This is a genomic window from Erwinia magellanica, from assembly GCF_039023495.1.
In the GTDB taxonomy this organism is placed as follows: Bacteria; Pseudomonadota; Gammaproteobacteria; order Enterobacterales; family Enterobacteriaceae; genus Erwinia.
On sequence record NZ_JBCHVC010000001.1, the window covers coordinates 1,373,344 to 1,393,649 of the forward strand.

Consider the following 20,306-nt stretch of genomic DNA (forward strand, 5'->3'; position numbering starts at 1 on the left):
CTTTTCACTCTGAGTAGGCGCTGGCCAGTAAAAGGCCGCACGCAGGCGGCCAGGATTTTACTTATTCCCTGTAAGGGTCACGAATTTCCTCTCCCTCATTTTCTTCATCGGGCTGATCCTCTTTCTTGTCAGGAAATTCTGTCACGACTTCATGACGTGGCAGCGGATCGTCAAAATCTGGACGTTCAGACATAATTACCTCATGAGATTGAAAAGGGTGTAATGACTATAGAAGATCACGGTGATTTTGCTGCTCAATCAGTGGCGGGCGACGATGACGATCGCCCATTTAACACAGCACATGAAGCTGATTAATGATATTTTTAGCTGAACGTGCCAAATCTGTACCAGATTGATTTAAAAAAGCGGAACATATGATGATTAAGGTATTGAAATGAAAAGTGAAATAACCCGAGTTGAACCTGTAGAACATCGCATGTCCGAAGCGGTCATTCATAAAGACACTATCTACTACACCAGCGTGCCGGAAAATCTGGATGAAGATGCAGAAGCGCAAACGGCAAATGCGCTGGCGGTGATTGACCGGCTCCTGACCAGCGTTGGTTCAGACAAAAGCAAAATTCTGGATGCCACTATTTTTCTTGTGAACAAAGAAGATTTTCAGGCGATGAACCGCGCATGGGATGCCTGGGTATCCCCCGGCAACGCGCCGGTGCGCTGTACCGTTCAGGCCGGATTGATGAACCCGAAATATCTGGTGGAAATCAAAGTGATCGCCGCCCGATAAGCGGCTGGCGGGTGCGCGGTTTATTTCGCAAAAAGCACCTGCCCTCCCTGAGTTGAAGCAAAGACGCAGCGAACATCGTGCCTGCAACCGGCAATTATCGATAATTTATGTGGCGTAACGGGTTTAAGCACCTGCCGATCGTAGCGGGCATAATTGATCCCACGCGTCAGCCGTGAGCTACCCTGCTGCATAGCCGCGCACGACTTATCCAGAATGCGCCAGTAGCTTCCTGCTCCCTCTCCCCTGTCTACCGCGCCTTCAAGATAGGCTATTTTTGCATTGCGATAGCTTTCACGTGCTGAGCTGCTGTCAGCCACCAGCCAGAGAGGCAGGAGATCCGTCCCATATTTCCACTCGTTCGCCCTGACGCAGCCAGATGCTGGCCGGGGATCAAAATAGAGCCAGCTTCCGGGATCGGCGACTACATAGCGCACCGCAGTACCCGCAGGGGGATGAGCAAAAGGGATAAAGTGCTGAACAAACTGCCCGCCTGCTGAAAAGCCCGCCACCGTAATCAAACGTATCTCTGGCCAGCGCTGTTTCAGCTGTTGCATCAGCGCATCCAGCGCAGCAAAAGCGCTCAGGCGCTTGCGCTCATCCAGCTCCCCCGCAGGCCAGCTGTTGCAGCGCCAGAGCGCGTCATCTGGCTGTAGTCTGGGTAAACCGGGTGAGTGGCAGTGCCTGGCTTGCTGCGCTGAAACCTGAAAAAGAGGCGCAACGATAACCGTATTCTTTGCAGCAGGATTACCCTCAGCCGCCGTCAGAGTTGCTGACAGCGTAGCGCCCACATCGCGCGGGCGCCCGTGCAGCACAATGAGGGCAGAAGTGACGTTGTCACTTTCAGTCTGCCTGAAAAAGTAGTGAAATTTGCCAGCCCGATGAGGAAGAGTGAAATGGTGCTCTCTGACGCCTTCAGGCCAGCGCTGACGGGCCGCTAAAGGCCGCCGCGTGCTGGCCTCTGCACTGAGGGCGTGATCGGCAACAAAAGAGTATTTAACGCCGGCTTTATGAGTCATGCTATCCCCAGCGGCCAGGTTTGTGCTGGTCTCTGCCGCTGGGTTGGAAGAGGAAACAACGTGCTGTTCCACGGCTTCGGGGCGCAGTGGTGAAGCGGCAACAGCCTGCTGAAGCAAAGCGGCCCAGCAGGCCGTGAATATCACAGCTAACCTCAGGCCAGATTGCGCCCAAATCGGTCGCTTCGCCTCAGTAATCGTCTTCCTCTTCTTCTTCATAATCCTGCGGTTCGGACTCTTCTTCGTCATACTCTTCATCTTCGTCGTCAAAACGCGCGGTTATCATGCCGCCGGTATGCGTTGCGCGAATTTCGGCCGCGACCATCTGAATGGCCTCTCCACTGCTCATGCCTTCTGACATCAGCTGCTGAATACGCTCGACCGCCTGCTGCTGCTGTTCATGTGAAAGTGCCGGTAAACCAATATTCATATCTGCTCCTGTTATCCTGCCCGGATTATTCCACGCGCAACAAACAGATGCCAGCGGGGGAAAAATATGCCAGGCTTGCTGCCTGTTATTTGTCTGACCTGCTGAATCATCATGTCACCTGTTTATTATCCTCTTGAGTATACGCCGGAAGCCCTTGGGAATCTGTTTGGTTTTGTTGCCGACCGCCCCTGGGCGATGCTGCTGCATTCCGGCTTTGCCGACCACAGCGATAACCGCTTTGATATCATGGTGGCCGAACCGCAAACCACGCTGATAACCCGTGGTCAGCTCACTTATATTCAACAGGGTGAAAGGCTTGAGATCAGTGAAGAGGACCCCCTGACGCTTCTCGATCGTGAGCTGACCAAAAGTGGTTTCCGGGCGCCCGCAGAGGATGACCTTCCCTTTCAGGGCGGCGCGCTGGGGCTGTTTGGTTACGATTTGGGACGCCGTTTTGAACCCTTACCCCGCCAGGCTGAGCAGGATCTGACCACGCCAGATATGGCCGTGGGTCTCTACAGCTGGGCGCTGGTTGCCGACCACCGGTTAAAAAAACTGACGCTGATTGCGCACGACCAGGGCGAAGCCAGGCTGGCATGGCTGAAGGCGCTGAAACCCGGCAGAGAAGCTGACGCTTTTCAACTCACAAGCGGCTGGGAATCGAACATGACGCGCGCGGAATATGGTGAGAAATTTCGCCGCGTACAGCAGTGGTTACAGAGCGGCGACTGTTATCAGATCAATCTGGCGCAGCGTTTCCGGGCCAGCTACAAAGGTGATGAATGGCAGGCCTTCCGGCAGCTGAATAAACAAAATCGTGCGCCGTTCAGTGCTTTTTTGCGCTTGCCGGAGAGCGTTCTGCTCAGCCTTTCACCGGAACGCTTTCTGAAAGTGAGGGGAGATATTATTGAAACCCGCCCGATCAAAGGCACCCTTCCCCGGCTGGACGATCCGCAGCAGGACCGTCAGCAGGCTGAGAAGCTGGCGAACTCTGAGAAAGACCGTGCAGAGAATCTCATGATTGTTGATTTGATGCGTAACGATATCGGCAGAGTCGCCGAGCCGGGTAGCGTGGCGGTGCCGGAGCTGTTTGTGGTGGAACCTTTTCCTGCCGTCCATCATCTGGTCAGTACGGTGACCGCCAGACTGAAACCCTCGCTCAGCGCCTGCGATCTGCTGCGCGCCTGCTTTCCTGGCGGCTCCATCACCGGCGCACCTAAAATCCGGGCGATGGAAATTATTGATGCGCTGGAGCCGCACCGACGGAACGCCTGGTGCGGCAGCATTGGCTATCTCAGCGCCTGCGGCAACATGGATACCAGCATTACTATCCGTACCCTGATCGCCGAGCAAGGTACACTCTACTGTTCAGCCGGAGGTGGCATCGTGGCGGACAGTAATGAACGGTCTGAATACCAGGAAACCTTCGATAAAGTGAACCGCATTCTTCCCTGCCTGGATAAATACCATGTCTGACAGCTCCCTGACCCTCGCCAGCTTTATGAATCGCTTCGTGCTGCAACGGCCTGATACGCCCGATTACGTGTTGCCCCGCCGTCAGGCTGCGGTTCTGGTCCCTGTTGTCGATCGTCCCCATCCCTCCCTGTTATTAACGCGCCGCGCCGCCACGCTGCGTAAACACGCGGGCCAGGTGGCCTTTCCGGGAGGAATGCGCGATCCTGAAGACAGCTCGCTGATCGTCACCGCGCTGCGTGAAGCGCAGGAAGAGGTCGCTATTCCACCCGAATCTGTGCGGGTGGTAGGGGTTTTGCCTGCCGTTACCAGCAGCACCGGTTTCCAGGTAACGCCCGTTGTCGGGATCGTGCCTGCCACGCTGAGCTGGCATCCTAACGAAGGTGAAGTGGAATCGGTTTTTGAAATGCCCCTTCAGGAAGCGCTGCGCCTGGGCCGTTACTTTCCGCTGGATATTCACCGGCAGAATATCTCCCATCGCGTCTGGCTCTCCTGGTTTGATGACTATTTTATCTGGGGCATGACCGCTGGCATCATCCGGCAGCTCAGTCTGCAAGTGACGAATTCGTCCGATCCTGATTAACTTATCGACAAAACCTCTGCGTAATGAATTACTGACAGTCTTTTACACCATTTATTCAGCAAAAATGCTCATCAAATCACTTCATAACTGGCTCTCTTCGTATATATTGCCCCCCATGGTAACAAGAACTCTCTGAGATCACGGTTTATGCTGTTTGCCCTAATTGAATTATGGCTACTTAACGGATAAAGCGTCAGAGAACAGGCTTACAGCCATAACTTTCTTGTCTTACAGTGATGAGATAATTTCATGCGATCATCCGTCTCAGGATGGTTACTATGACAGCAGTAAAGTCTGGCAAGCCTCAGTGGCTCAGTAAAGGAACAGAGTGTGATTAGCGTTTTTGACATGTTCAAAATTGGCATTGGCCCTTCCAGTTCGCATACGGTAGGCCCCATGAAAGCCGGCAAACAGTTTGTCGACGATCTGCTGGATAACGGTAAGCTGGAGAGCGTAACGCGCATCGCCGTTGACGTGTATGGTTCGCTCTCGTTAACCGGTAAGGGCCACCACACTGATATCGCTATTATTATGGGCCTTTCTGGCGCCTCGCCGGAAAGTGTGGATATCGATGGCATCCCGGCGTTTATCCGTGATGTTGAGGAGCGTCAGCGTCTGCTGCTGGCCAATGGTCAACAGGAAGTCGATTTCCCTCGTGAAGGGGGCATGGTTTTCCGCAGCGATAACCTCTCGCTGCATGAAAATGGTATGCGCATCCACGCCTTTGCCGGTGAGACACTCATCTACAGCAAAACTTACTACTCCGTTGGCGGCGGCTTTATCGTTGATGAGGAGCACTTCGGCCAGACGGCGCTGGATGAAGTCAGCGTGCCCTACTCCTTTAATTCTGCCCAGGAGATGCTGGCCCATTGCCATGAAACCGGACTTTCCCTGTCCGGCCTGATTATGAAAAATGAGCTGGCGTTGCACAGCCGTGCGGAAATTGAACGCTATTTTGGCGACGTCTGGCAAAGCATGCGCGACTGCATCGATCGCGGGTTAAATACTGAAGGCGTGCTGCCTGGCCCACTTCGCGTTCCTCGTCGTGCTTCTGCGTTACGCCGCCTGCTGGTCTCTTCGGACAAGCTTTCCAGCGACCCGATGAACGTTATTGACTGGGTCAACATGTTTGCCCTGGCAGTAAATGAAGAGAATGCTGCTGGTGGACGCGTAGTCACTGCTCCCACAAACGGGGCCTGCGGCATCGTGCCTGCTGTGCTGGCTTACTACGACCACTTTATTGAATCGGTCAGCCCCGATATCTTCATTCGCTATTTCCTGGCTTCCGGTGCCGTGGGTATTCTCTACAAAATGAACGCCTCGATTTCGGGAGCGGAAGTGGGATGTCAGGGAGAAGTGGGCGTGGCCTGTTCAATGGCTGCTGCCGGTCTGGCTGAACTTCTGGGTGCCAGTCCCGAGCAGGTTTGCGTGGCGGCTGAAATAGGTATGGAACATAATCTGGGGCTGACCTGCGATCCGGTGGCCGGTCAGGTACAGGTTCCCTGTATTGAACGTAACGCCATTGCCTCAGTAAAAGCGATAAACTCCGCCAGAATGGCGATGCGCCGCACCAGTGAAGCCCGTGTTTCATTAGATAAAGTCATTGAAACCATGTATGAGACGGGCAAGGATATGAATGCAAAATATCGCGAAACCTCACGTGGCGGTCTTGCCATCAAAGTACAGTGTGACTGATTCTGCTCTGCCTGTGCACTGCTGAACCTTGCGCCGCCCCAGTGGCGGCGTTTTACACGTAGAGGTAAAAAATTCCGCTGCCTGACTATCCCCTTTCCTGATAAAGGGCTAAAGTGCTGTAGCAATTAAAGCAGGATAAGTGACTGTTTTAATTAATTCCGTTTTTCTCTTCAGTATGACTAAACTTAATTTCTCTTTTGCCGATAACTCCTGTTCGGTCTCTGTGTGTGCGTCTTGATCTAAGGGTGGTTACTGATGCAAATGTCCCCGGAAGTTTTAGGACAGTTTCGCCGCAAGCGATTGTTAATCGCTGTGGTGGTTGCCGCGTTGGTGCTCATTCTTACGTTAACCTTCCGCTATATGGAAGAAAAAAGCCGGATTGAGCAGCAGTCGCAAACATTTGCCGAGGACGCTATTCAGCGTTTTGATCGCCTCTTCTCCCCACTTGATGTGGCTGCCAGCAACACCCTGGGGCTGGTAGGCCTGCCCTGCAATCAGGTTCGCTTTCCGCTGATTGAGAAGCTGGCAACCTTACAGACCGTTCGCTCCATCGTTCTGGTTGATAATGACAATATGTACTGCTCCAGCACGTTTGGGGAAGGTAACAGCGTGTTCAGTCAGCTCTATCCGGAACTGGCGGTGAATAATCAGCGCATGATGTTGAGTAGCGATGAGCATCTGCTGAAAGGCTCGCCCATCCTGTTACTGTGGACACCGCACGATAACGAAAACCGCTCTGGGATCCTGCAAATTATTAATATCGAGATGATGAGTAATTATCTGCTGGAACCGACTTTACCCTGGGTTGAACGTGCCATTTTTAACGTGGCCGGAAAGAGTCTTGAGTATGGCAATCCGTTGATAGAAACGGCTTTGCCTTCTGAAGATGAAGTCAGTTATGAAAAAGCCTCTTTACGTTACCCGTTCACCATAACGCTGTTTGGGCCTTCTCCCGCCCGGCTGGCCATTTCCACTTTACCGTCACAGCTGCCGCTGGCGTTATTGCTCAGCCTGCTGATAGGCTATACCGTCTGGCTGGCAACGGCGAACAGGATGAGCCTCTCCTGGCAGATCAGCTATGGCATCACCGCGCGCGAATTTATGGTTTACTGCCAGCCGCTGATCAGTGCTAAAAGCGGCGACTGTGATGGTATCGAGCTGCTGCTGCGCTGGCATAATCCGCGTCAGGGCTGGATCCCGCCAGATGTGTTTATTCCGCTGGCAGAGCGGCAGAACCTGATAGCGCCCCTTACCCGCTTTGTACTGCGGGAAATGGTGCGGCATTTACCGCAAATGCCAGCCTGCCCGTCGTTCCATATAGCAATAAACGTGGCGGCCAGCCATTTTCACGATCGCGAAATTATCGATGATCTCCAGAAACTCTGGTGGCCTGCTAATCCGGTGCCTCAGCTGATTGTTGAGCTGACCGAGCGGGATTCGCTGCCGGAAGTGGACCAGCGCGTGGTCTCTCATCTGCATAAGATTGGCGTTAAGCTGGCAATAGATGATTTCGGCACCGGGCACAGTTCCCTCTCCTATCTCAAAACGCTGAGTCCGGACGTGTTGAAAATTGATAAAGTTTTCACCGCCGCCATTGGCACAGATGCCATCAACGCTACGGTAACAGATATGGTGATCTCGCTGGCACAGCGGCTGAATATCAGTCTGGTGGCCGAGGGGGTGGAAACCGCTGAACAGGCGACCTACCTGAGAGAAAAAGGGGTGGATGTTTTACAGGGGTATTACTATGCACGCCCCATGCCGCTGGGGGATTTCGAAACCTGGTTGAGCGATCATAAACTTTCGCTGACTGCCTGACATCTGCAAAGGGGGAATCCTTTCCCCCTGTTCCGTTACTCTTCTTCCTCTTCCTCATGCCGTTCACGCGCTCGCGTTACCCGAACCAGATCAACCCGATAGTCTGTTGCTTCTATTATCTGGAAGCTGACCGGTGGCAGCTCAATAATTTCACCCGGCAGCGGCAGTTGTCCTTTCTGCGCAATCAGCAGGCCAGCAAGCGAAGCGTGATCGTCTTCCGGATTGACCAGTACCTGCGTATCAAGCAGCTGCTGCAACGAGTGGAGATCCGTTCCGCCTTTCACCAGCCAGCCCTCGCCATCGGCGATGATATCTGGCGTCTCGTCTTCGTCAGGGAATTCGCCTGCAATGGCTTCCAGCACATCCAGCGGCGTTATCAGGCCCTGCACCACACCGAATTCGCTGGTGACCACCACAAAACTCCCTTTCGCTCTGCGCAGGACGCCAAGCAGATTAATCGGGTCCAGACTATCCGGCACGATGATGGGTGGCGTGGCGGCGGCAAATGTCGCCACGTCAATGCCCTGATCCAGCGCCACTAACAGATCTTTCGCCCGTACCACGCCAATAATCTCATCCAGCTCTCCGCGACAGACCGGGAAAAGGCTGTGTGGCGTATCCAGTAGCTGAGTCCGAACTTCATCCACCGGACGCAGGGCATCCACCCAGGAGATTTCGCCACGAGGCGTCATGATGCTGCGTACCGATCGTGAAGCCAGCGTCAGCACACCGTTGATCATATAGCGCTCTTCATCTTTAAAGGCCTCCTGCGGCATGATAGCAGCCACTTCACTGCCTTCACTGCTGCTCATCTCCCGACGGCCGCCCATCAGCCGCAGAATAGCCTCAGCGGTGCGCTCACGCATCGGCTTTCTGGCCTGGTGACGCATGAAGTTCACCCTGGCAATCTGGTTGAAAAGTTCTATCAGTATCGAGAAACCAATCGCGGCGTAGAGATAGCCTTTAGGGATATGGAATCCAAAGCCTTCAGCAACCAGGCTCAGACCAATCATCAGCAGGAAGCTCAGGCACAGCACCACTACCGTTGGATGCGCGTTGACAAAATTAGTCAGCGGTTTAGAGGCCAGCAGCATGACGCCCATGGCAATCACCACTGCGGTCATCATTATTGCCAGATTGTTTACCATGCCGACGGCCGTGATCACCGCATCCAGCGAGAAGACGGCATCAAGAATAACGATCTGCACCACCACTGCCCAGAAACTGGCATACCCTTTACTGCCCTCCCCCTCATGCTCACGGTTTTCGAGCCGTTCATGCAGCTCCATCGTGGCCTTAAACAGCAGGAACACACCGCCGATAAGAAGGATCAAATCACGCCCGGAGAAGCTGAACTCACCTACACTGAACAACGGACGGGTTAATGTCACCATCCAGGAGATCAGGGAAAGCAGGCCGAGCCGCATTACCATCGCCAGCGACAGACCGATCAGCCTGGCTTTATCACGCTGTTTGGGCGGCAGCTTATCCGCAAGAATGGCGATAAAGACCAGGTTATCAATGCCCAGAACGATTTCGAGCACGACCAGCGTCAGCAGTCCGGCCCAGATTGAGGGGTCTAAAAGAAATTCCATTACAGACTCCGGAAAAAGGACAAGGAAAGCGCAGCAGCAGGCGAGCGCAATGACGCTGTGCGGCTGATATCACAAGGGGAAGAGTTGTTTTCGTCAAAGGACAAGACGGTAAAAGCCGGATGACCCGGTGGCATGATTAAGCGACGTCGGTGACAGTCCATAGGGAGGGCTGAGGCCCGTTACTCCTGTGTTAAATAAGGATCCCTACTGTAAACAGCCCCCGACATTCCGTCAAAATATTTAATTACATTTACACAGATCGGCCTGTTTTCTTGCTGCTCTTTTGTACGATAGCGCCTGAGTGCGTGACGAGCGTCTAAATTACTGAGCGCGGTCACATAATTTATTTTTTCGCGTACTAAAATAAATCTCGGCTTGGAACAGCAGTAACCTTTTTTGCCGTCAGGCGGTAAGTCTTATCAGAATAACAGCACGTTCGCTCCACGCCGGGGAAAAGATCTGGTGGGGGTTCTCGCGCGGCTCAGCATTTTTGTCGGGCCGCAGAATATTGGATAAGGAGAGTAGCAAGTGACCATTGCTATTATGATCGGCACGCACGGCTGGGCTGCGGAGCAGCTTTTAAAGACAGCTGAAATGCTCCTTGGCGATCAGCAAAACATCGGGTGGATAGATTTTGTGCCCGGTGAAAATGCAGAAACGCTGATCGATAAATATCAGGCACGACTGGCCGATTTAGAGACCAGTAAAGGGGTACTTTTCCTTGTGGATACCTGGGGAGGCAGCCCGTTTAATGCCGCCAGCCGTATCGTTGTTGACAAAGAAAATCATGAAGTTATCGCCGGGGTCAATATACCGATGCTGGTTGAAACGCTGATGGCGCGTGATGACGACCCAAGCTTTGACGAACTGGTCGCCATCGCCGTTGAAACCGGTCGTGAAGGTGTCAGGGCATTAAAGGCGAAGGAACCCGAACCCGCCCCTCAGGCTGCTCCGGCTGTTTCAGCACCTAAAGCTGCCCCTGTTGCCGCCAAAGCGATGGGGCCGAATGACTACATGAAAATCGCTCTGGCGAGGATTGATGACCGTCTGATCCATGGACAGGTCGCCACGCGCTGGACCAAAGAAACCAACGTAACGCGCATTATCGTCGTCAGTGATGAAGTGGCAGCCGATCACGTTCGTAAAACGCTCCTGACCCAGGTTGCTCCTCCTGGCGTCACCGCCCATGTGGTGGATGTCGCCAAAATGATCCGCGTCTGGAATAACCCCAAATATGCCGGAGAGCGCGTAATGCTTCTTTTCACTAATCCTACCGATGTGGAACGGTTAGTGGAAGCTGGCGTAAAAATCCCCAGCGTTAATATTGGCGGCATGGCATTCCGTCAGGGTAAAACACAGGTCAACAATGCCGTTTCTGTCGATGAGAAGGATATTATTGCCTTCAAAAAACTCAATGAGCGCGGAATTGAACTGGAAGTGCGTAAAGTCTCCAGCGATCAGCGTCTGAAAATGATGGATCTGATCGCCAAAATAGCACAGTAAGTTTTGCTTGTTTATTGCCTGATCCGTCAGGTTTAACTCCGTTCACGTATGTCAGAGGAGAAGTACAATGGAGATTACCACTCTTCAGATTGTGCTCATTTTTATCATTGCCTGTATTGCAGGTATGGGATCTATTCTTGATGAGTTTCAGTTCCACCGTCCGCTGGTGGCCTGTACCTTAATTGGCGTCGTTTTGGGCGACATGAAAACCGGTATTATTATCGGGGGTACGCTGGAGATGATTGCGCTTGGCTGGATGAACATCGGTGCGGCTGTCGCCCCTGATGCCGCCCTCGCCTCTATTATTTCCACCATTCTGGTTATAGCCGGTGGGCAAAGCGTGGGTGCCGGTATCGCGCTGGCCATTCCGCTGGCAGCCGCAGGTCAGGTTCTGACCATTATCGTTCGTACCATTACCGTAGCCTTCCAGCACGCGGCAGATAAGGCCGCTGAAAAAGGCAATCTGACGGCCATCTCCTGGATCCACGTGTCTGCCCTGGTGCTTCAGGCGATGCGTATTGCGATTCCGGCGGTTATCGTAGCCGTTTCTGTGGGCACCAGCGTTGTGCAGGGTCTGCTTGAATCTATCCCGGATGTGGTGACCAACGGTCTGAATATTGCTGGTGGGATGATCGTGGTAGTCGGTTACGCCATGGTTATTAACATGATGCGTGCAGGCTATTTGATGCCTTTCTTCTATCTCGGTTTCGTTACGGCGGCCTTTACCAATTTCAACCTGGTAGCTTTAGGTGTGATTGGTGTGGTGATGGCGGTGCTCTATATCCAGCTCGCACCAAAATATAACCGTGTAGCGGGCGCCCAGGCTTCTGGCCCGGCGACCAACGACCTTGATAACGAATTAGATTAGGGAAAGGGTGATAAAAATGGTTGATACCTCTACAGCTACCCCCGCCGTGCAGAAAAAACTGACGCCGGGTGACGTGCGTGGCGTCTTTATGCGCTCAAATCTGTTCCAGGGTTCGTGGAACTTCGAACGTATGCAGGCGCTGGGCTTTTGCTACTCCATGGTGCCGGTAATTCGTCGCCTTTATCCTGAAAACAACGACGAGCGTAAACAGGCGATTAAACGCCACCTCGAGTTCTTTAACACCCATCCTTATGTTGCCGCCCCGGTTCTGGGCGTAACAATGGCGATGGAAGAACAGCGTGCTAACGGTGCACCTATTGACGATGCCGCCATCAACGGCATCAAGGTGGGCCTGATGGGGCCGCTGGCAGGCGTGGGTGACCCTATTTTCTGGGGTACCGTTCGTCCCGTCTTCGCTGCCCTGGGCGCCGGTATTGCCATGAGCGGCAGTCTGCTGGGGCCGCTGTTGTTTTTTGTGCTGTTCAACCTGGTCCGTTTACTGGTGCGCTATTACGGTGTGGCTTATGGCTACCGTAAAGGGGTGGACATCGTTAGTGATATGGGCGGCGGCTTCCTGCAAAAACTGACCGAGGGGGCGTCAATACTTGGCCTCTTTGTGATGGGGGCGCTGGTCAACAAGTGGACGCACGTTAACGTGCCGCTGGTGGTTTCCAGAATCACCGACCAGACCGGCAAAACTACCGTGACTACCGTTCAGTCTATCCTGGATCAGTTAATGCCCGGCTTAATCCCGCTGCTGCTCACCTTCGGCTGTATGTGGCTGCTGCGCCGCAAGGTTAACGCTCTGTGGATTATTATGGGCTTCTTCGTGATTGGGATCTTTGGCTACTGGATTGGCCTGTTAGGTCTGTAAGCATTATCAGCCGGGGGCAACCCCGGTTTTTCAGAAACCAGCCGGCATCGCTTAACGATGCCGGCTGTTTTTTCAGGAGAAGTAAAGATGTCCCTCACCGATTACCTCATCATCCTGTTTATTGTGCTGTTCATGGCTTATGCCATCTTTGATGAGCTGATTATGACGCGGCTGAAAGGCCCAACCCTGTTAAAGGTCTTCTTACAGCGGCGCAATAAACTGGACAGCCTTATTTTTGTTGGTCTGGTAGCCATCCTGATCTACCAAAACGTCATTAATCAGGGACCCAGAGTGACCACCACCCTGTTGATGGTGCTGGCTTCCCTTTCTGTTTATCTCTTCTGGATCCGTCTGCCCAAGCTGCTTTTTAAACCTCAGGGTTTCTGGTATGCCAACGTCTTTATCGACTACAGCCGCATCAAAACGATGAACCTCTCTGAAGATGGCATTCTGGTGATTGAACTTGAATCCCGTCGTCTGCTGATCCATGTGAGAAAACTGGACGACCTGGAAACTATCTACCAGTTTATGGTGCAGCAGCAGTAGCCTCTTGCTCCGGGCTGCGCTGCCAGAGGCGTAGCGTAAAGTCCGTTTCACAATCAAACTGGCTGGTGGTAGCCAGCACGCCCCACACTTCCGGTCTGGCTCGCCAGGCAAACGGCGTCATCTGCAACAGAGCTGCCGACTCTTCGCTGCTGAGCTGCATGGGATAATTCAGCGAGTGTTGCTCTACCAGCTCAAAGCCAGGCATTGCCTCTGGCGTCTCATCATGCAGTTTCACTTCCTGGTAAATAAGCGCCTTAAACTGAATCAGATGCCGTGGGCCTGGCGTCACGGTAAGAACATAGCCCTGCTCTTTCACCACTCTTTGCAGCTCTTGTGCCTTACAGGGCGCATAGATACGTAATACGGCATCAAACTGCCCTGTAGCAAAAGGTAAACGGTGACTTGATGCCACGCAGAAGTGGACGTTGTGGTACCGTTTAGCGCCAAAGCGTACCGCCACTTTCGACACGTCAAGGCCATGAACCTCCGCCTCTCCTCTGCTTTGCAAAGCCTCTGCAACAGCATGCGTGTAATAGCCCTCTCCGCAGCCTATATCCAGTACCGCCGTCGCCGTGGCGGGCAGCACGCGTTGCAGGATCTCACAGACTTTTTGTTGCAGCGGTAAATAGTGTCCGGCATCCAGAAACTCACGGCGTGCCAGCATCATATCTGCGCTGTCGCCGGGCAGCTTTGAGCGCTTGTGCTGCACCGGAAGAAGATTCACATAGCCCTCTTTGGCCCGGTCAAATTGATGCCTGTTTTCGCAGCGCCAGACCGACGCTTCCTGAAGCAGGGGCTGATGACAAAGGGGGCAAAGGTAAGACATAACAACTCTCCAGAAACGATCCGGGCGGCAGTTTACCGGAAAGCCAGGGCTAGCGGCAGACCTTATTACACCCGGAAAAGAAAAAGCCCTGCCATTTCTGGCAGGGCTTTAGCATTCAGATTCTTGCCTGGATTACACGCCACGCGGGCAATAGCAGGCTCAGATCGAAAATTAGATAGCGGTGACGTTCACAGCAGCAGGGCCTTTCTGGCCGTCCTGAATTTCGAACTCAACGTTCTGGCCTTCAGCCAGAGTTTTGAAGCCATTGCCCTGGATTGCAGAGAAGTGTACGAATACATCTTTGCTGCCGTCTGCAGGAGTAATGAAACCAAAACCTTTAGACTCGTTGAACCACTTAACCTGACCTTTAATCTTTGCCATTTTGCAAATTCCTTAGAGTGTTTATTCGCCCGTGGGCTTTACGTACAGAAAAACCAGAGACATTACTGCATGAGGCACGATATTAAGGCTCGGCAAGGAAGCGGTATTCAACGTCAACGTCTTTACTCAGAACTTCTTTACTGAAGATGCCATGCATAAACAGAACTGTACCTCGTTTTACCCAAATGCGTTATCACATATTCGTTTATTAATGGCAAGTCATTTTTAAACAGTGATAGAGATGTCGCACACATTTGAAACATGTCAGGCACATATTACACCTTATGCAGGGATTACTGAAACCTTAACCTTGAAAACGGGCATGCCAGCCTCGTTTTACCTCAAAACAAGGGGAACATCATAGCGCTGCGGCGGGCTTTAGTCTATTCCCTATCTTTTCAAAATGAGAACTATATGCCGCATATATTGCACAATTATGGCATTCGTTATCAAAAAAATTCATTAAAAAGTTTGGCTTAGAGAAAAACTTTGCCAGATACTTTTGGCGCTGAAGTTGTACATGGACCTGAAAGTAATTTAAATTGCACCAAAATCAGGAAATTATTATCTCACTGCCCCAATAAATGGCACAGATGTTATCTAATTATCTCCGGCCCTGAGAACAGGCACGTTTTTATTAGACGAAGTTCTCATTTCAGACGCTGCTAAATTAATCACTTTAGGATTTATCCTGGATGATGTTAATTAGGTGTTTTTTAGCGCCTATTCTCCAGGCATGGAACCGGCTTTCATCTAATCCCGCAGCCTGCATAGATTGCGACAGGATATCGGGCGGCGCGTCCAGTGATTCATCCGCCAGTTCAAACACCCCCCAATGGATGGGGATGCTGACCGGTTCGTCCAGCGCCTGATGCAGCGATACAGCCTGTTCAGGATCCATATGCTGTCCGCGCATGAACCATTTCGGTGCATAAGCGCCTACGGGTAATGCGGCCAGATTAAAAGGCCCAAGCCGACGAGGGATTTCCAGTAAATTTTCGCTATAGCCGCTGTCGCCCGTAAACCAAAAGCTCAGTGCTTTCACTTTGACCACCCAGCCGCACCAAAGTGAACGATTACGATCGTAGGGCGTTCTCATGCTCCAGTGCCTGGCAGGAACCGCATGGATCGTCATGGCAGCAAGGCTTGTGCTGCCCCACCAGTCAAGCTGGGTAACATTTTTCGCCCCCATTTTACGGAACCAGGCTTCCAGTCCCAGCGGCACAACAAATTCAACTTCAGGAAAGCGCCGGAGAATAGCTTTGATGGTGGGCTTGTCCAGATGATCGTAGTGGTTATGAGAAATCAACACACAACTCAGCGAGGGCAAATCCTCAATCTTTAAGGCGGCAGGCGTTTTGCGCACAGGGCCATAAAAACGCAGTGGCGAGACCCGTTTCGACAGGGCAGGATCGATAAGCGTGTAACGATTGTCGACACGCAGTAATATGCATGCATGGCCCAGCCACCAGACCGCATCCTCACCCCCACTCAGATCGGCTCTCTGCCACCATTCAGCGGTAAAGCGCTCATAGCCCTGTGCAGGAGGAAAAGGCAGCCCTTCGGCCTTACGCTCTTTCCGCCAGCGTTTGAGATCGCCATTTTGACGCAAATCGGGTTCGGGATTGCGGAAACCTTCAGGCGTATGATGAGCTTTGTTGGGATCGTACCAGGGGTTTTGCCACGCCATTGCCATGCGTCCTTAACAGAAAAATTAACGTTCCGGGATCAAACGGGTGAAATCTTTGTTGTCAGGCTCGCTCTGGCCTGCGGCCTTCTCTTTACCCGCTACGGAATCGGTGAGGCGGCGTAGCAGCACGTTCTGCCGCTTCTGCTCTTCCAGCAGGGCTTCCAGTAACTGCACCTGCTGGCTCGCCCTGACGCTGGCCCGGTTGATAAAGAACCAGGCAATCAGCCCCACTATGACCAACGCTGCCGTAAACCCCATTGATGCCAAACCCACTGCGCCATTTGCTAAATCGTTCATATCTGTCTCAACCTACTGACTTCCACTGCACAGCGTGCAGACCTGCGAAGATTCTACCCGCTCAGCCGCGAATTGATAGCCAGCTCTTATAAATTTCAGAACCTTCGCGCAGGAGAACGCCCGCGGTTTATGTATCCTCAAAGCAAATTGCGACCTGTCCCACACCTTACTGCTATGATGGAGCCTGGCGGCGAGGTGGAAACGCCAGGATTGCTGTCTGATAAATTATAAGGGAAACATATGAGATTTTTAGTACGCATTGTTGCGCTGTTGGTCATTGTCTGGCTGGCCCTGCTGGTAACGGGTTATGGGGTACTGGCAGGAAGTACAAAAAACGCGGCTGGCCTGGGTTTACAGTGCCAGTATCTGACGGCACGCGGCATGACTACCGCGCAGTATCTGCACACTGACAGCGGTGTGGTGGGTGTGACGGATTGTCCGCTGCTGAAAAAAAGCACTGAGGTTGTCGATAATTAAAAGTCAGGGCCAGAGTGATTCTGGCCCTGTTTTCAGAAAGGATAGTGATGATAACCCATCTGTGCAGAAAGCACTTTCGCCGCCTGATGCAGTAACTTAACGTAGCCACTTTTCTCCTCTTCAGAGAAGCGGATAGTAGGGAACGAGATACTTAGCCCGGCAATTACCACCCCAAAACGGTCAAAAATGGGAACGGCAATACAGCGCAGCCCCTCTTCCTGCTCTTCGTTGTCCTCACCAAAACCCTGCGATCTGACTTTATCCAGTACCGGTAACAACTCTTCCGTGCTGCCAACCGTTCTTGGCGTGCTGCGGGTGTAGCTTACCTCCGCCATAATATCCTCAACCTCGGCCCTGTCACGCCAGGCCAGCAAAACCTTACCGATAGCCGTGCTGTAAAGAGGATTCCGGCGCCCGATGCGTGAATACATGCGCAGGTTGTAGAGGGAGTCAATTTTGTGAATATAGACGATGCTGTCATCTTCCAGCGCGCCAAGATGGATGGTTTCTTTGGTCTGGCGGGAAATTTCGCGCATCTGAATATCGGCGCTGCGGATCAGATCGACATTCTGTAGCGCTTTCGCCCCTAGTTCGAACAGCTTCAGGGTCAGCGTGTACTTCTCAGAGTCCCCTTCCTGATCGACATAGCCCAGGGTTTTCATGGTTTGCAGGAAGCGATACACCGTGCTTTTGGACATCATTACCCGCTGTGAAAGCTCGGTAATGCCATGTTCGCGCTCTTCTCCCAGCGCCTGAAGAATACCAAAAACTTTCATCACGGAAGAGACTGCATCCGGTTGTTTATCCATGTCGCCAGTTGCCATTACCGAGACCTTAATTTTGTTTTATAAAAAATGGAACACTATTTCCAGTATACGATTTGCAGGATGGGCGGTGCAATCCTGGCAGGAAATTAACCCTGGACACAACTTCTGATAGTTTTCGCCGTGAAACAACATGGAATAGCTTACGAAAAATCATTAGCATAGTGATATTCACACTCCTGACTACTTAACCCTATGCCCATAACCTCCCCAGCAGATGGATTACCGGTTCCGCAGCGCTACGGCGCAATCATGGCTATTGCCCTGGGTATAACCGTTGCCGTTCTTGACGGTGCTATCGCCAACGTTGCCCTGCCTACCATTGCCAGAGAGCTACAGGCAAGCCCGGCTGAGTCTGTCTGGATCGTCAATGCCTATCAGCTGGCAATCATCATCTCCCTGCTCTCGCTATCTTTTCTGGGGGATATCCTTGGTTACCGCCGCATTTATCAGGCAGGGCTGGTGGTATTCACCTGTACTTCGCTGTTTTGTGCCCTTTCCGGTTCGCTGGAGATGTTAACTTTTGCCCGTGTGCTGCAAGGTTTTGGCGGCGCGGCCCTGATGAGCGTCAACACAGCGTTGATCCGGATTATTTATCCCCAGCGTTTTCTGGGCCGGGGAATGGGCATTAACTCGCTGATCGTTGCGGTTTCAACCGCAGCCGGCCCAACCGTGGCGGCAGCTGTGCTCTCGGTGGCTTCGTGGCAATGGCTGTTTCTGATTAATGTGCCTGTTGGCCTGGCTGCCCTTTATCTGGCGTTTCGTTTCCTGCCGGACAACATTCAGAAGGTAAAAGAGCAGCGGTTTGACGTGCCCAGCGCCATCATGAATGCGCTGACCTTTGGCCTGCTGATTTCAGCCTTAAGCGGCTTCGCTCAGGGTCAGAGCGGTATACTGGTGCTTAGCGAGCTGGTGGCGCTGGTGATTGTCGGCTCTTTGTTTATCCGCCGTCAGCTCAAAATGCCCTTCCCTTTGCTGCCGGTCGACCTGCTGCGTATCCCGATTTTTTCCCTGTCGATTGGCACCTCCGTCTGCTCCTTCTGCGCCCAGATGCTGGCAATGGTGTCGCTGCCATTTTTCCTGCAAACCGTTCTGCAACGGGGAGAAGTCGCCACCGGCCTGCTGCTCACCCCCTGGCCACTGGCTACGATGGTGATGGCTCCCATTGCTGGCCGCCTGACGGATCGGTATCATGCCGGCCTGCTCGGTGCTGTGGGTCTGGCGATGTTCGCCACCGGACTGTTTGCACTCGCCCTGCTGCCTGATTCACCTTCCGATCTGAATATCATCTGGCGAATGGCGCTCTGTGGTGCCGGCTTTGGCCTCTTTCAGTCGCCTAACAATCACACCATTATCTCTTCTGCCCCGCGTCATCGCAGCGGGGGCGCCAGTGGCATGCTGGGTACGGCTCGTCTGCTGGGGCAAACCAGCGGTGCGGCGCTGGTTGCCTTGATGTTTAATCTGTTTGGCGTCCACGGCACGCACGCCTCTCTGTTGCTGGCCGGAAGCTTCTCCAGCTTAGCGGCGGTGGTAAGCGCCCTGCGTATTACCCAGCCACGAGCCAGTGCCTGAATATCAACGGGCATAAAAAAACCGGGCAAAGCCCGGTTTTTTTCATTCAGTAAAAGCGTTACTTCAGATACTGACCGCTGCGCAATGCCTCAATACGCTTATCCAAAGGAGGATGCGACATAAACAGCTCGCTCAGCGATTTTGACTTGCCGTTGATGCAGAAGGCCATCATGGTGCTGGCTTCCTGCGGCTCGTAGCTGGTCTTGAGTCGCTGAAGGGCCGCGATCATTTTCTCACGTCCAACCAACCTGGCAGAGCCTGCATCGGCATGGAATTCACGATGACGTGAGAACCACATAGTGATGATGCTTGCCACGATACCAAACACCAGCTCAAGCACCATCGACACGGCGAAGTAAACCATAGGGTTACCGTTGTTGCCTTCACCTTCATCACGGTTTCCGGAGAGGAAGCCGGAGGCCACCTGCGCCAGAATGCGCGAGATAAAGATCACAAAGGTGTTCACAACCCCCTGAATCAGAGTCATGGTCACCATATCACCATTGGCGATGTGGCTGATCTCATGGGCCAGTACCGCTTCCGCCTCATCACGGCTCATGTTCTGTAGCAACCCGGTGGAAACCGCCACCAGCGACGCATCACGACGTGCTCCGGTAGCAAAGGCGTTGATATCAGGCGCATGGTAGATAGCGACCTGTGGCATCGCAATACCCGCCTGCTGAGCCTGCTGACCAATGGTCTGCATCAGCCAGCGTTCGGTCTCATTGCGGGGTTGTTCAATGACTTCACCGCCGACGGAACGCAATGCCATCCACTTCGACATCAGCAGTGAAACAAACGCACCGCCGAAGCCAAACAGACCTGCCATGATCATCAGGCCCTGTACACTGCTTGACTGGATCCCTGTCAGGCTGAGGATCAGCCCAAAGACCAACATGACTCCAAGGTTGGTCAGCAGGAAAAGCGCAATACGCATCATAAAATTTCTTCTTCCTCAGTTAACAGATTCGCCTGTAGCGGATAACTATCCTATGGGCTGGCGAAAACATTTCAAGCACTCTTAATCTTTAAGTGTCTAAAAAGACATAACTTTACACAATTGAACGGGATTCTCAGCGGTAAGAGATGTTCA

Annotated in this window: 21 protein-coding genes and 1 pseudogene; 11 read left to right on the forward strand and 11 right to left on the reverse strand. The window is 52.8% G+C overall.

What is annotated here, in order from left to right; all coding sequences use genetic code 11:
- Positions 1-61 precede the first annotated feature (61 nt).
- Complete coding sequence (locus AAH450_RS06255; RefSeq protein ID WP_342909402.1) at positions 62-193, reverse strand: hypothetical protein; 132 nt, start codon at positions 191-193, stop codon at positions 62-64.
- A gap of 201 nt (positions 194-394) precedes the next feature.
- Here AAH450_RS06255 and AAH450_RS06260 point away from each other — a divergent pair, with 201 nt between their 5' ends.
- The gene (locus AAH450_RS06260; RefSeq protein WP_342909403.1) at positions 395-748 is read left to right on the forward strand and encodes a RidA family protein; all 354 of its coding nucleotides are present in this window, start codon (positions 395-397) and stop codon (positions 746-748) included.
- Positions 749-768: 20 nt separating this feature from the next.
- On the opposite strand, the gene AAH450_RS06265 is transcribed toward AAH450_RS06260, so the two are convergent.
- Together AAH450_RS06265 and AAH450_RS06270 are read right to left on the reverse strand one after the other, a co-directional pair.
- Positions 769-1,764: a hypothetical protein gene (locus AAH450_RS06265; RefSeq protein ID WP_342909404.1), complete on the reverse strand. Its 996-nt coding sequence runs from the start codon at positions 1,762-1,764 to the stop codon at positions 769-771.
- 187 nt (positions 1,765-1,951) lie between these two features.
- Positions 1,952-2,191 carry a YoaH family protein gene (locus AAH450_RS06270; RefSeq protein ID WP_342909405.1) on the reverse strand — a complete coding sequence of 80 codons (240 nt, stop codon included), beginning with the start codon at positions 2,189-2,191 and terminating at the stop codon, positions 1,952-1,954.
- 108 nt (positions 2,192-2,299) lie between these two features.
- On the opposite strand from AAH450_RS06270, the gene pabB reads away from it, so the two are divergent.
- From pabB to AAH450_RS06290, 4 genes are all read left to right on the forward strand, one after another.
- Positions 2,300-3,667, forward strand: a complete 1,368-nt coding sequence (gene pabB, locus AAH450_RS06275) for an aminodeoxychorismate synthase component 1 (RefSeq protein ID WP_342909587.1) — start codon at positions 2,300-2,302, stop codon at positions 3,665-3,667.
- A complete protein-coding gene (locus AAH450_RS06280; protein WP_342909406.1) occupies positions 3,660-4,247 on the forward strand; it encodes a CoA pyrophosphatase in 588 nt (195 codons plus the stop codon). The genes pabB and AAH450_RS06280 overlap by 8 nt, the downstream gene beginning before the upstream one ends.
- A gap of 330 nt (positions 4,248-4,577) precedes the next feature.
- Positions 4,578-5,942, forward strand: coding sequence for an L-serine ammonia-lyase (gene sdaA, locus AAH450_RS06285; protein ID WP_342909407.1), 1,365 nt, complete (start codon positions 4,578-4,580; stop codon positions 5,940-5,942).
- A gap of 255 nt (positions 5,943-6,197) precedes the next feature.
- Positions 6,198-7,760, forward strand: coding sequence for an EAL domain-containing protein (locus AAH450_RS06290; RefSeq protein WP_342909408.1), 1,563 nt, complete (start codon positions 6,198-6,200; stop codon positions 7,758-7,760).
- Positions 7,761-7,795: 35 nt separating this feature from the next.
- Here AAH450_RS06290 and AAH450_RS06295 read toward each other — a convergent pair whose 3' ends face one another.
- On the reverse strand, positions 7,796-9,355 hold the full coding sequence (locus AAH450_RS06295; RefSeq protein WP_342909409.1) for a TerC family protein: 1,560 nt from the start codon (positions 9,353-9,355) through the stop codon (positions 7,796-7,798).
- Positions 9,356-9,883: 528 nt separating this feature from the next.
- Between AAH450_RS06295 and manX the strand changes: the two genes are divergently transcribed.
- The 4 genes from manX (at position 9,884) to AAH450_RS06315 (ending at position 13,146) form a co-directional block, all read left to right on the forward strand.
- Entirely contained in the window at positions 9,884-10,858 is a 975-nt protein-coding gene (manX, locus tag AAH450_RS06300; RefSeq protein WP_342909410.1) for a PTS mannose transporter subunit IIAB, read from the forward strand.
- 67 nt (positions 10,859-10,925) lie between these two features.
- A complete protein-coding gene (locus AAH450_RS06305; protein WP_318790372.1) occupies positions 10,926-11,726 on the forward strand; it encodes a PTS mannose/fructose/sorbose transporter subunit IIC in 801 nt (266 codons plus the stop codon).
- 16 nt (positions 11,727-11,742) lie between these two features.
- The gene (locus tag AAH450_RS06310; protein WP_342909411.1) at positions 11,743-12,600 is read left to right on the forward strand and encodes a PTS mannose transporter subunit IID; all 858 of its coding nucleotides are present in this window, start codon (positions 11,743-11,745) and stop codon (positions 12,598-12,600) included.
- 87 nt (positions 12,601-12,687) lie between these two features.
- Complete coding sequence (locus AAH450_RS06315) at positions 12,688-13,146, forward strand: DUF986 family protein (RefSeq protein WP_342909412.1); 459 nt, start codon at positions 12,688-12,690, stop codon at positions 13,144-13,146.
- On the opposite strand, the gene rlmA is transcribed toward AAH450_RS06315, so the two are convergent.
- The 5 genes and pseudogenes from rlmA to AAH450_RS06340 all read right to left on the reverse strand — a co-directional run bounded on the left by rlmA (position 13,127) and on the right by AAH450_RS06340 (position 16,340).
- Complete coding sequence (gene rlmA / locus AAH450_RS06320) at positions 13,127-13,972, reverse strand: 23S rRNA (guanine(745)-N(1))-methyltransferase (protein ID WP_342909413.1); 846 nt, start codon at positions 13,970-13,972, stop codon at positions 13,127-13,129. The genes AAH450_RS06315 and rlmA overlap by 20 nt on opposite strands.
- Before the next feature lie 171 nt (positions 13,973-14,143).
- Complete coding sequence (cspE, locus tag AAH450_RS06325) at positions 14,144-14,353, reverse strand: transcription antiterminator/RNA stability regulator CspE (protein WP_001062678.1); 210 nt, start codon at positions 14,351-14,353, stop codon at positions 14,144-14,146.
- A gap of 85 nt (positions 14,354-14,438) precedes the next feature.
- Positions 14,439-14,510 (reverse strand): annotated as a pseudogene (locus tag AAH450_RS06330) (DUF2627 domain-containing protein); the annotation flags it as partial.
- Positions 14,511-15,032: 522 nt separating this feature from the next.
- The gene (locus AAH450_RS06335) at positions 15,033-16,043 is read right to left on the reverse strand and encodes an MBL fold metallo-hydrolase (protein ID WP_342909414.1); all 1,011 of its coding nucleotides are present in this window, start codon (positions 16,041-16,043) and stop codon (positions 15,033-15,035) included.
- Positions 16,044-16,067: 24 nt separating this feature from the next.
- Positions 16,068-16,340: a YebO family protein gene (locus tag AAH450_RS06340; RefSeq protein WP_342909415.1), complete on the reverse strand. Its 273-nt coding sequence runs from the start codon at positions 16,338-16,340 to the stop codon at positions 16,068-16,070.
- Positions 16,341-16,580: 240 nt separating this feature from the next.
- Here AAH450_RS06340 and AAH450_RS06345 point away from each other — a divergent pair, with 240 nt between their 5' ends.
- Positions 16,581-16,817, forward strand: a complete 237-nt coding sequence (locus tag AAH450_RS06345) for a YobH family protein (protein WP_342909416.1) — start codon at positions 16,581-16,583, stop codon at positions 16,815-16,817.
- A 32-nt stretch (positions 16,818-16,849) separates the two neighbouring features.
- Here AAH450_RS06345 and kdgR read toward each other — a convergent pair whose 3' ends face one another.
- On the reverse strand, positions 16,850-17,641 hold the full coding sequence (gene kdgR / locus AAH450_RS06350) for a DNA-binding transcriptional regulator KdgR (RefSeq protein WP_342909417.1): 792 nt from the start codon (positions 17,639-17,641) through the stop codon (positions 16,850-16,852).
- Between the two features lie 195 nt (positions 17,642-17,836).
- Between kdgR and AAH450_RS06355 the strand changes: the two genes are divergently transcribed.
- The gene (locus tag AAH450_RS06355; RefSeq protein ID WP_342909418.1) at positions 17,837-19,213 is read left to right on the forward strand and encodes an MFS transporter; all 1,377 of its coding nucleotides are present in this window, start codon (positions 17,837-17,839) and stop codon (positions 19,211-19,213) included.
- Positions 19,214-19,271: 58 nt separating this feature from the next.
- Here the strand turns inward: AAH450_RS06355 and htpX are convergent, their stop codons facing one another.
- Complete coding sequence (gene htpX / locus AAH450_RS06360; RefSeq protein WP_342909419.1) at positions 19,272-20,153, reverse strand: protease HtpX; 882 nt, start codon at positions 20,151-20,153, stop codon at positions 19,272-19,274.
- Positions 20,154-20,306 lie beyond the last annotated feature (153 nt).

Bases quoted from the DNA above. Each gene is read 5' to 3' on its own strand.
- AAH450_RS06255 (WP_342909402.1), bottom strand. From the start codon at position 193: ATGTCTGAACGTCCAGATTTTGACGATCCGCTGCCACGTCATGAAGTC.
- AAH450_RS06260 (WP_342909403.1), top strand. From the start codon at position 395: ATGAAAAGTGAAATAACCCGAGTTGAACCTGTAGAACATCGCATGTCC.
- AAH450_RS06265 (WP_342909404.1), bottom strand. From the start codon at position 1,764: ATGACTCATAAAGCCGGCGTTAAATACTCTTTTGTTGCCGATCACGCC.
- AAH450_RS06270 (WP_342909405.1), bottom strand. From the start codon at position 2,191: ATGAATATTGGTTTACCGGCACTTTCACATGAACAGCAGCAGCAGGCG.
- AAH450_RS06280 (WP_342909406.1), top strand. From the start codon at position 3,660: ATGTCTGACAGCTCCCTGACCCTCGCCAGCTTTATGAATCGCTTCGTG.
- AAH450_RS06290 (WP_342909408.1), top strand. From the start codon at position 6,198: ATGCAAATGTCCCCGGAAGTTTTAGGACAGTTTCGCCGCAAGCGATTG.
- AAH450_RS06295 (WP_342909409.1), bottom strand. From the start codon at position 9,355: ATGGAATTTCTTTTAGACCCCTCAATCTGGGCCGGACTGCTGACGCTG.
- AAH450_RS06305 (WP_318790372.1), top strand. From the start codon at position 10,926: ATGGAGATTACCACTCTTCAGATTGTGCTCATTTTTATCATTGCCTGT.
- AAH450_RS06310 (WP_342909411.1), top strand. From the start codon at position 11,743: ATGGTTGATACCTCTACAGCTACCCCCGCCGTGCAGAAAAAACTGACG.
- AAH450_RS06315 (WP_342909412.1), top strand. From the start codon at position 12,688: ATGTCCCTCACCGATTACCTCATCATCCTGTTTATTGTGCTGTTCATG.
- rlmA (WP_342909413.1), bottom strand. From the start codon at position 13,972: ATGTCTTACCTTTGCCCCCTTTGTCATCAGCCCCTGCTTCAGGAAGCG.
- cspE (WP_001062678.1), bottom strand. From the start codon at position 14,353: ATGGCAAAGATTAAAGGTCAGGTTAAGTGGTTCAACGAGTCTAAAGGT.
- AAH450_RS06335 (WP_342909414.1), bottom strand. From the start codon at position 16,043: ATGGCGTGGCAAAACCCCTGGTACGATCCCAACAAAGCTCATCATACG.
- AAH450_RS06340 (WP_342909415.1), bottom strand. From the start codon at position 16,340: ATGAACGATTTAGCAAATGGCGCAGTGGGTTTGGCATCAATGGGGTTT.
- AAH450_RS06345 (WP_342909416.1), top strand. From the start codon at position 16,581: ATGAGATTTTTAGTACGCATTGTTGCGCTGTTGGTCATTGTCTGGCTG.
- kdgR (WP_342909417.1), bottom strand. From the start codon at position 17,641: ATGGCAACTGGCGACATGGATAAACAACCGGATGCAGTCTCTTCCGTG.
- AAH450_RS06355 (WP_342909418.1), top strand. From the start codon at position 17,837: ATGCCCATAACCTCCCCAGCAGATGGATTACCGGTTCCGCAGCGCTAC.
- htpX (WP_342909419.1), bottom strand. From the start codon at position 20,153: ATGATGCGTATTGCGCTTTTCCTGCTGACCAACCTTGGAGTCATGTTG.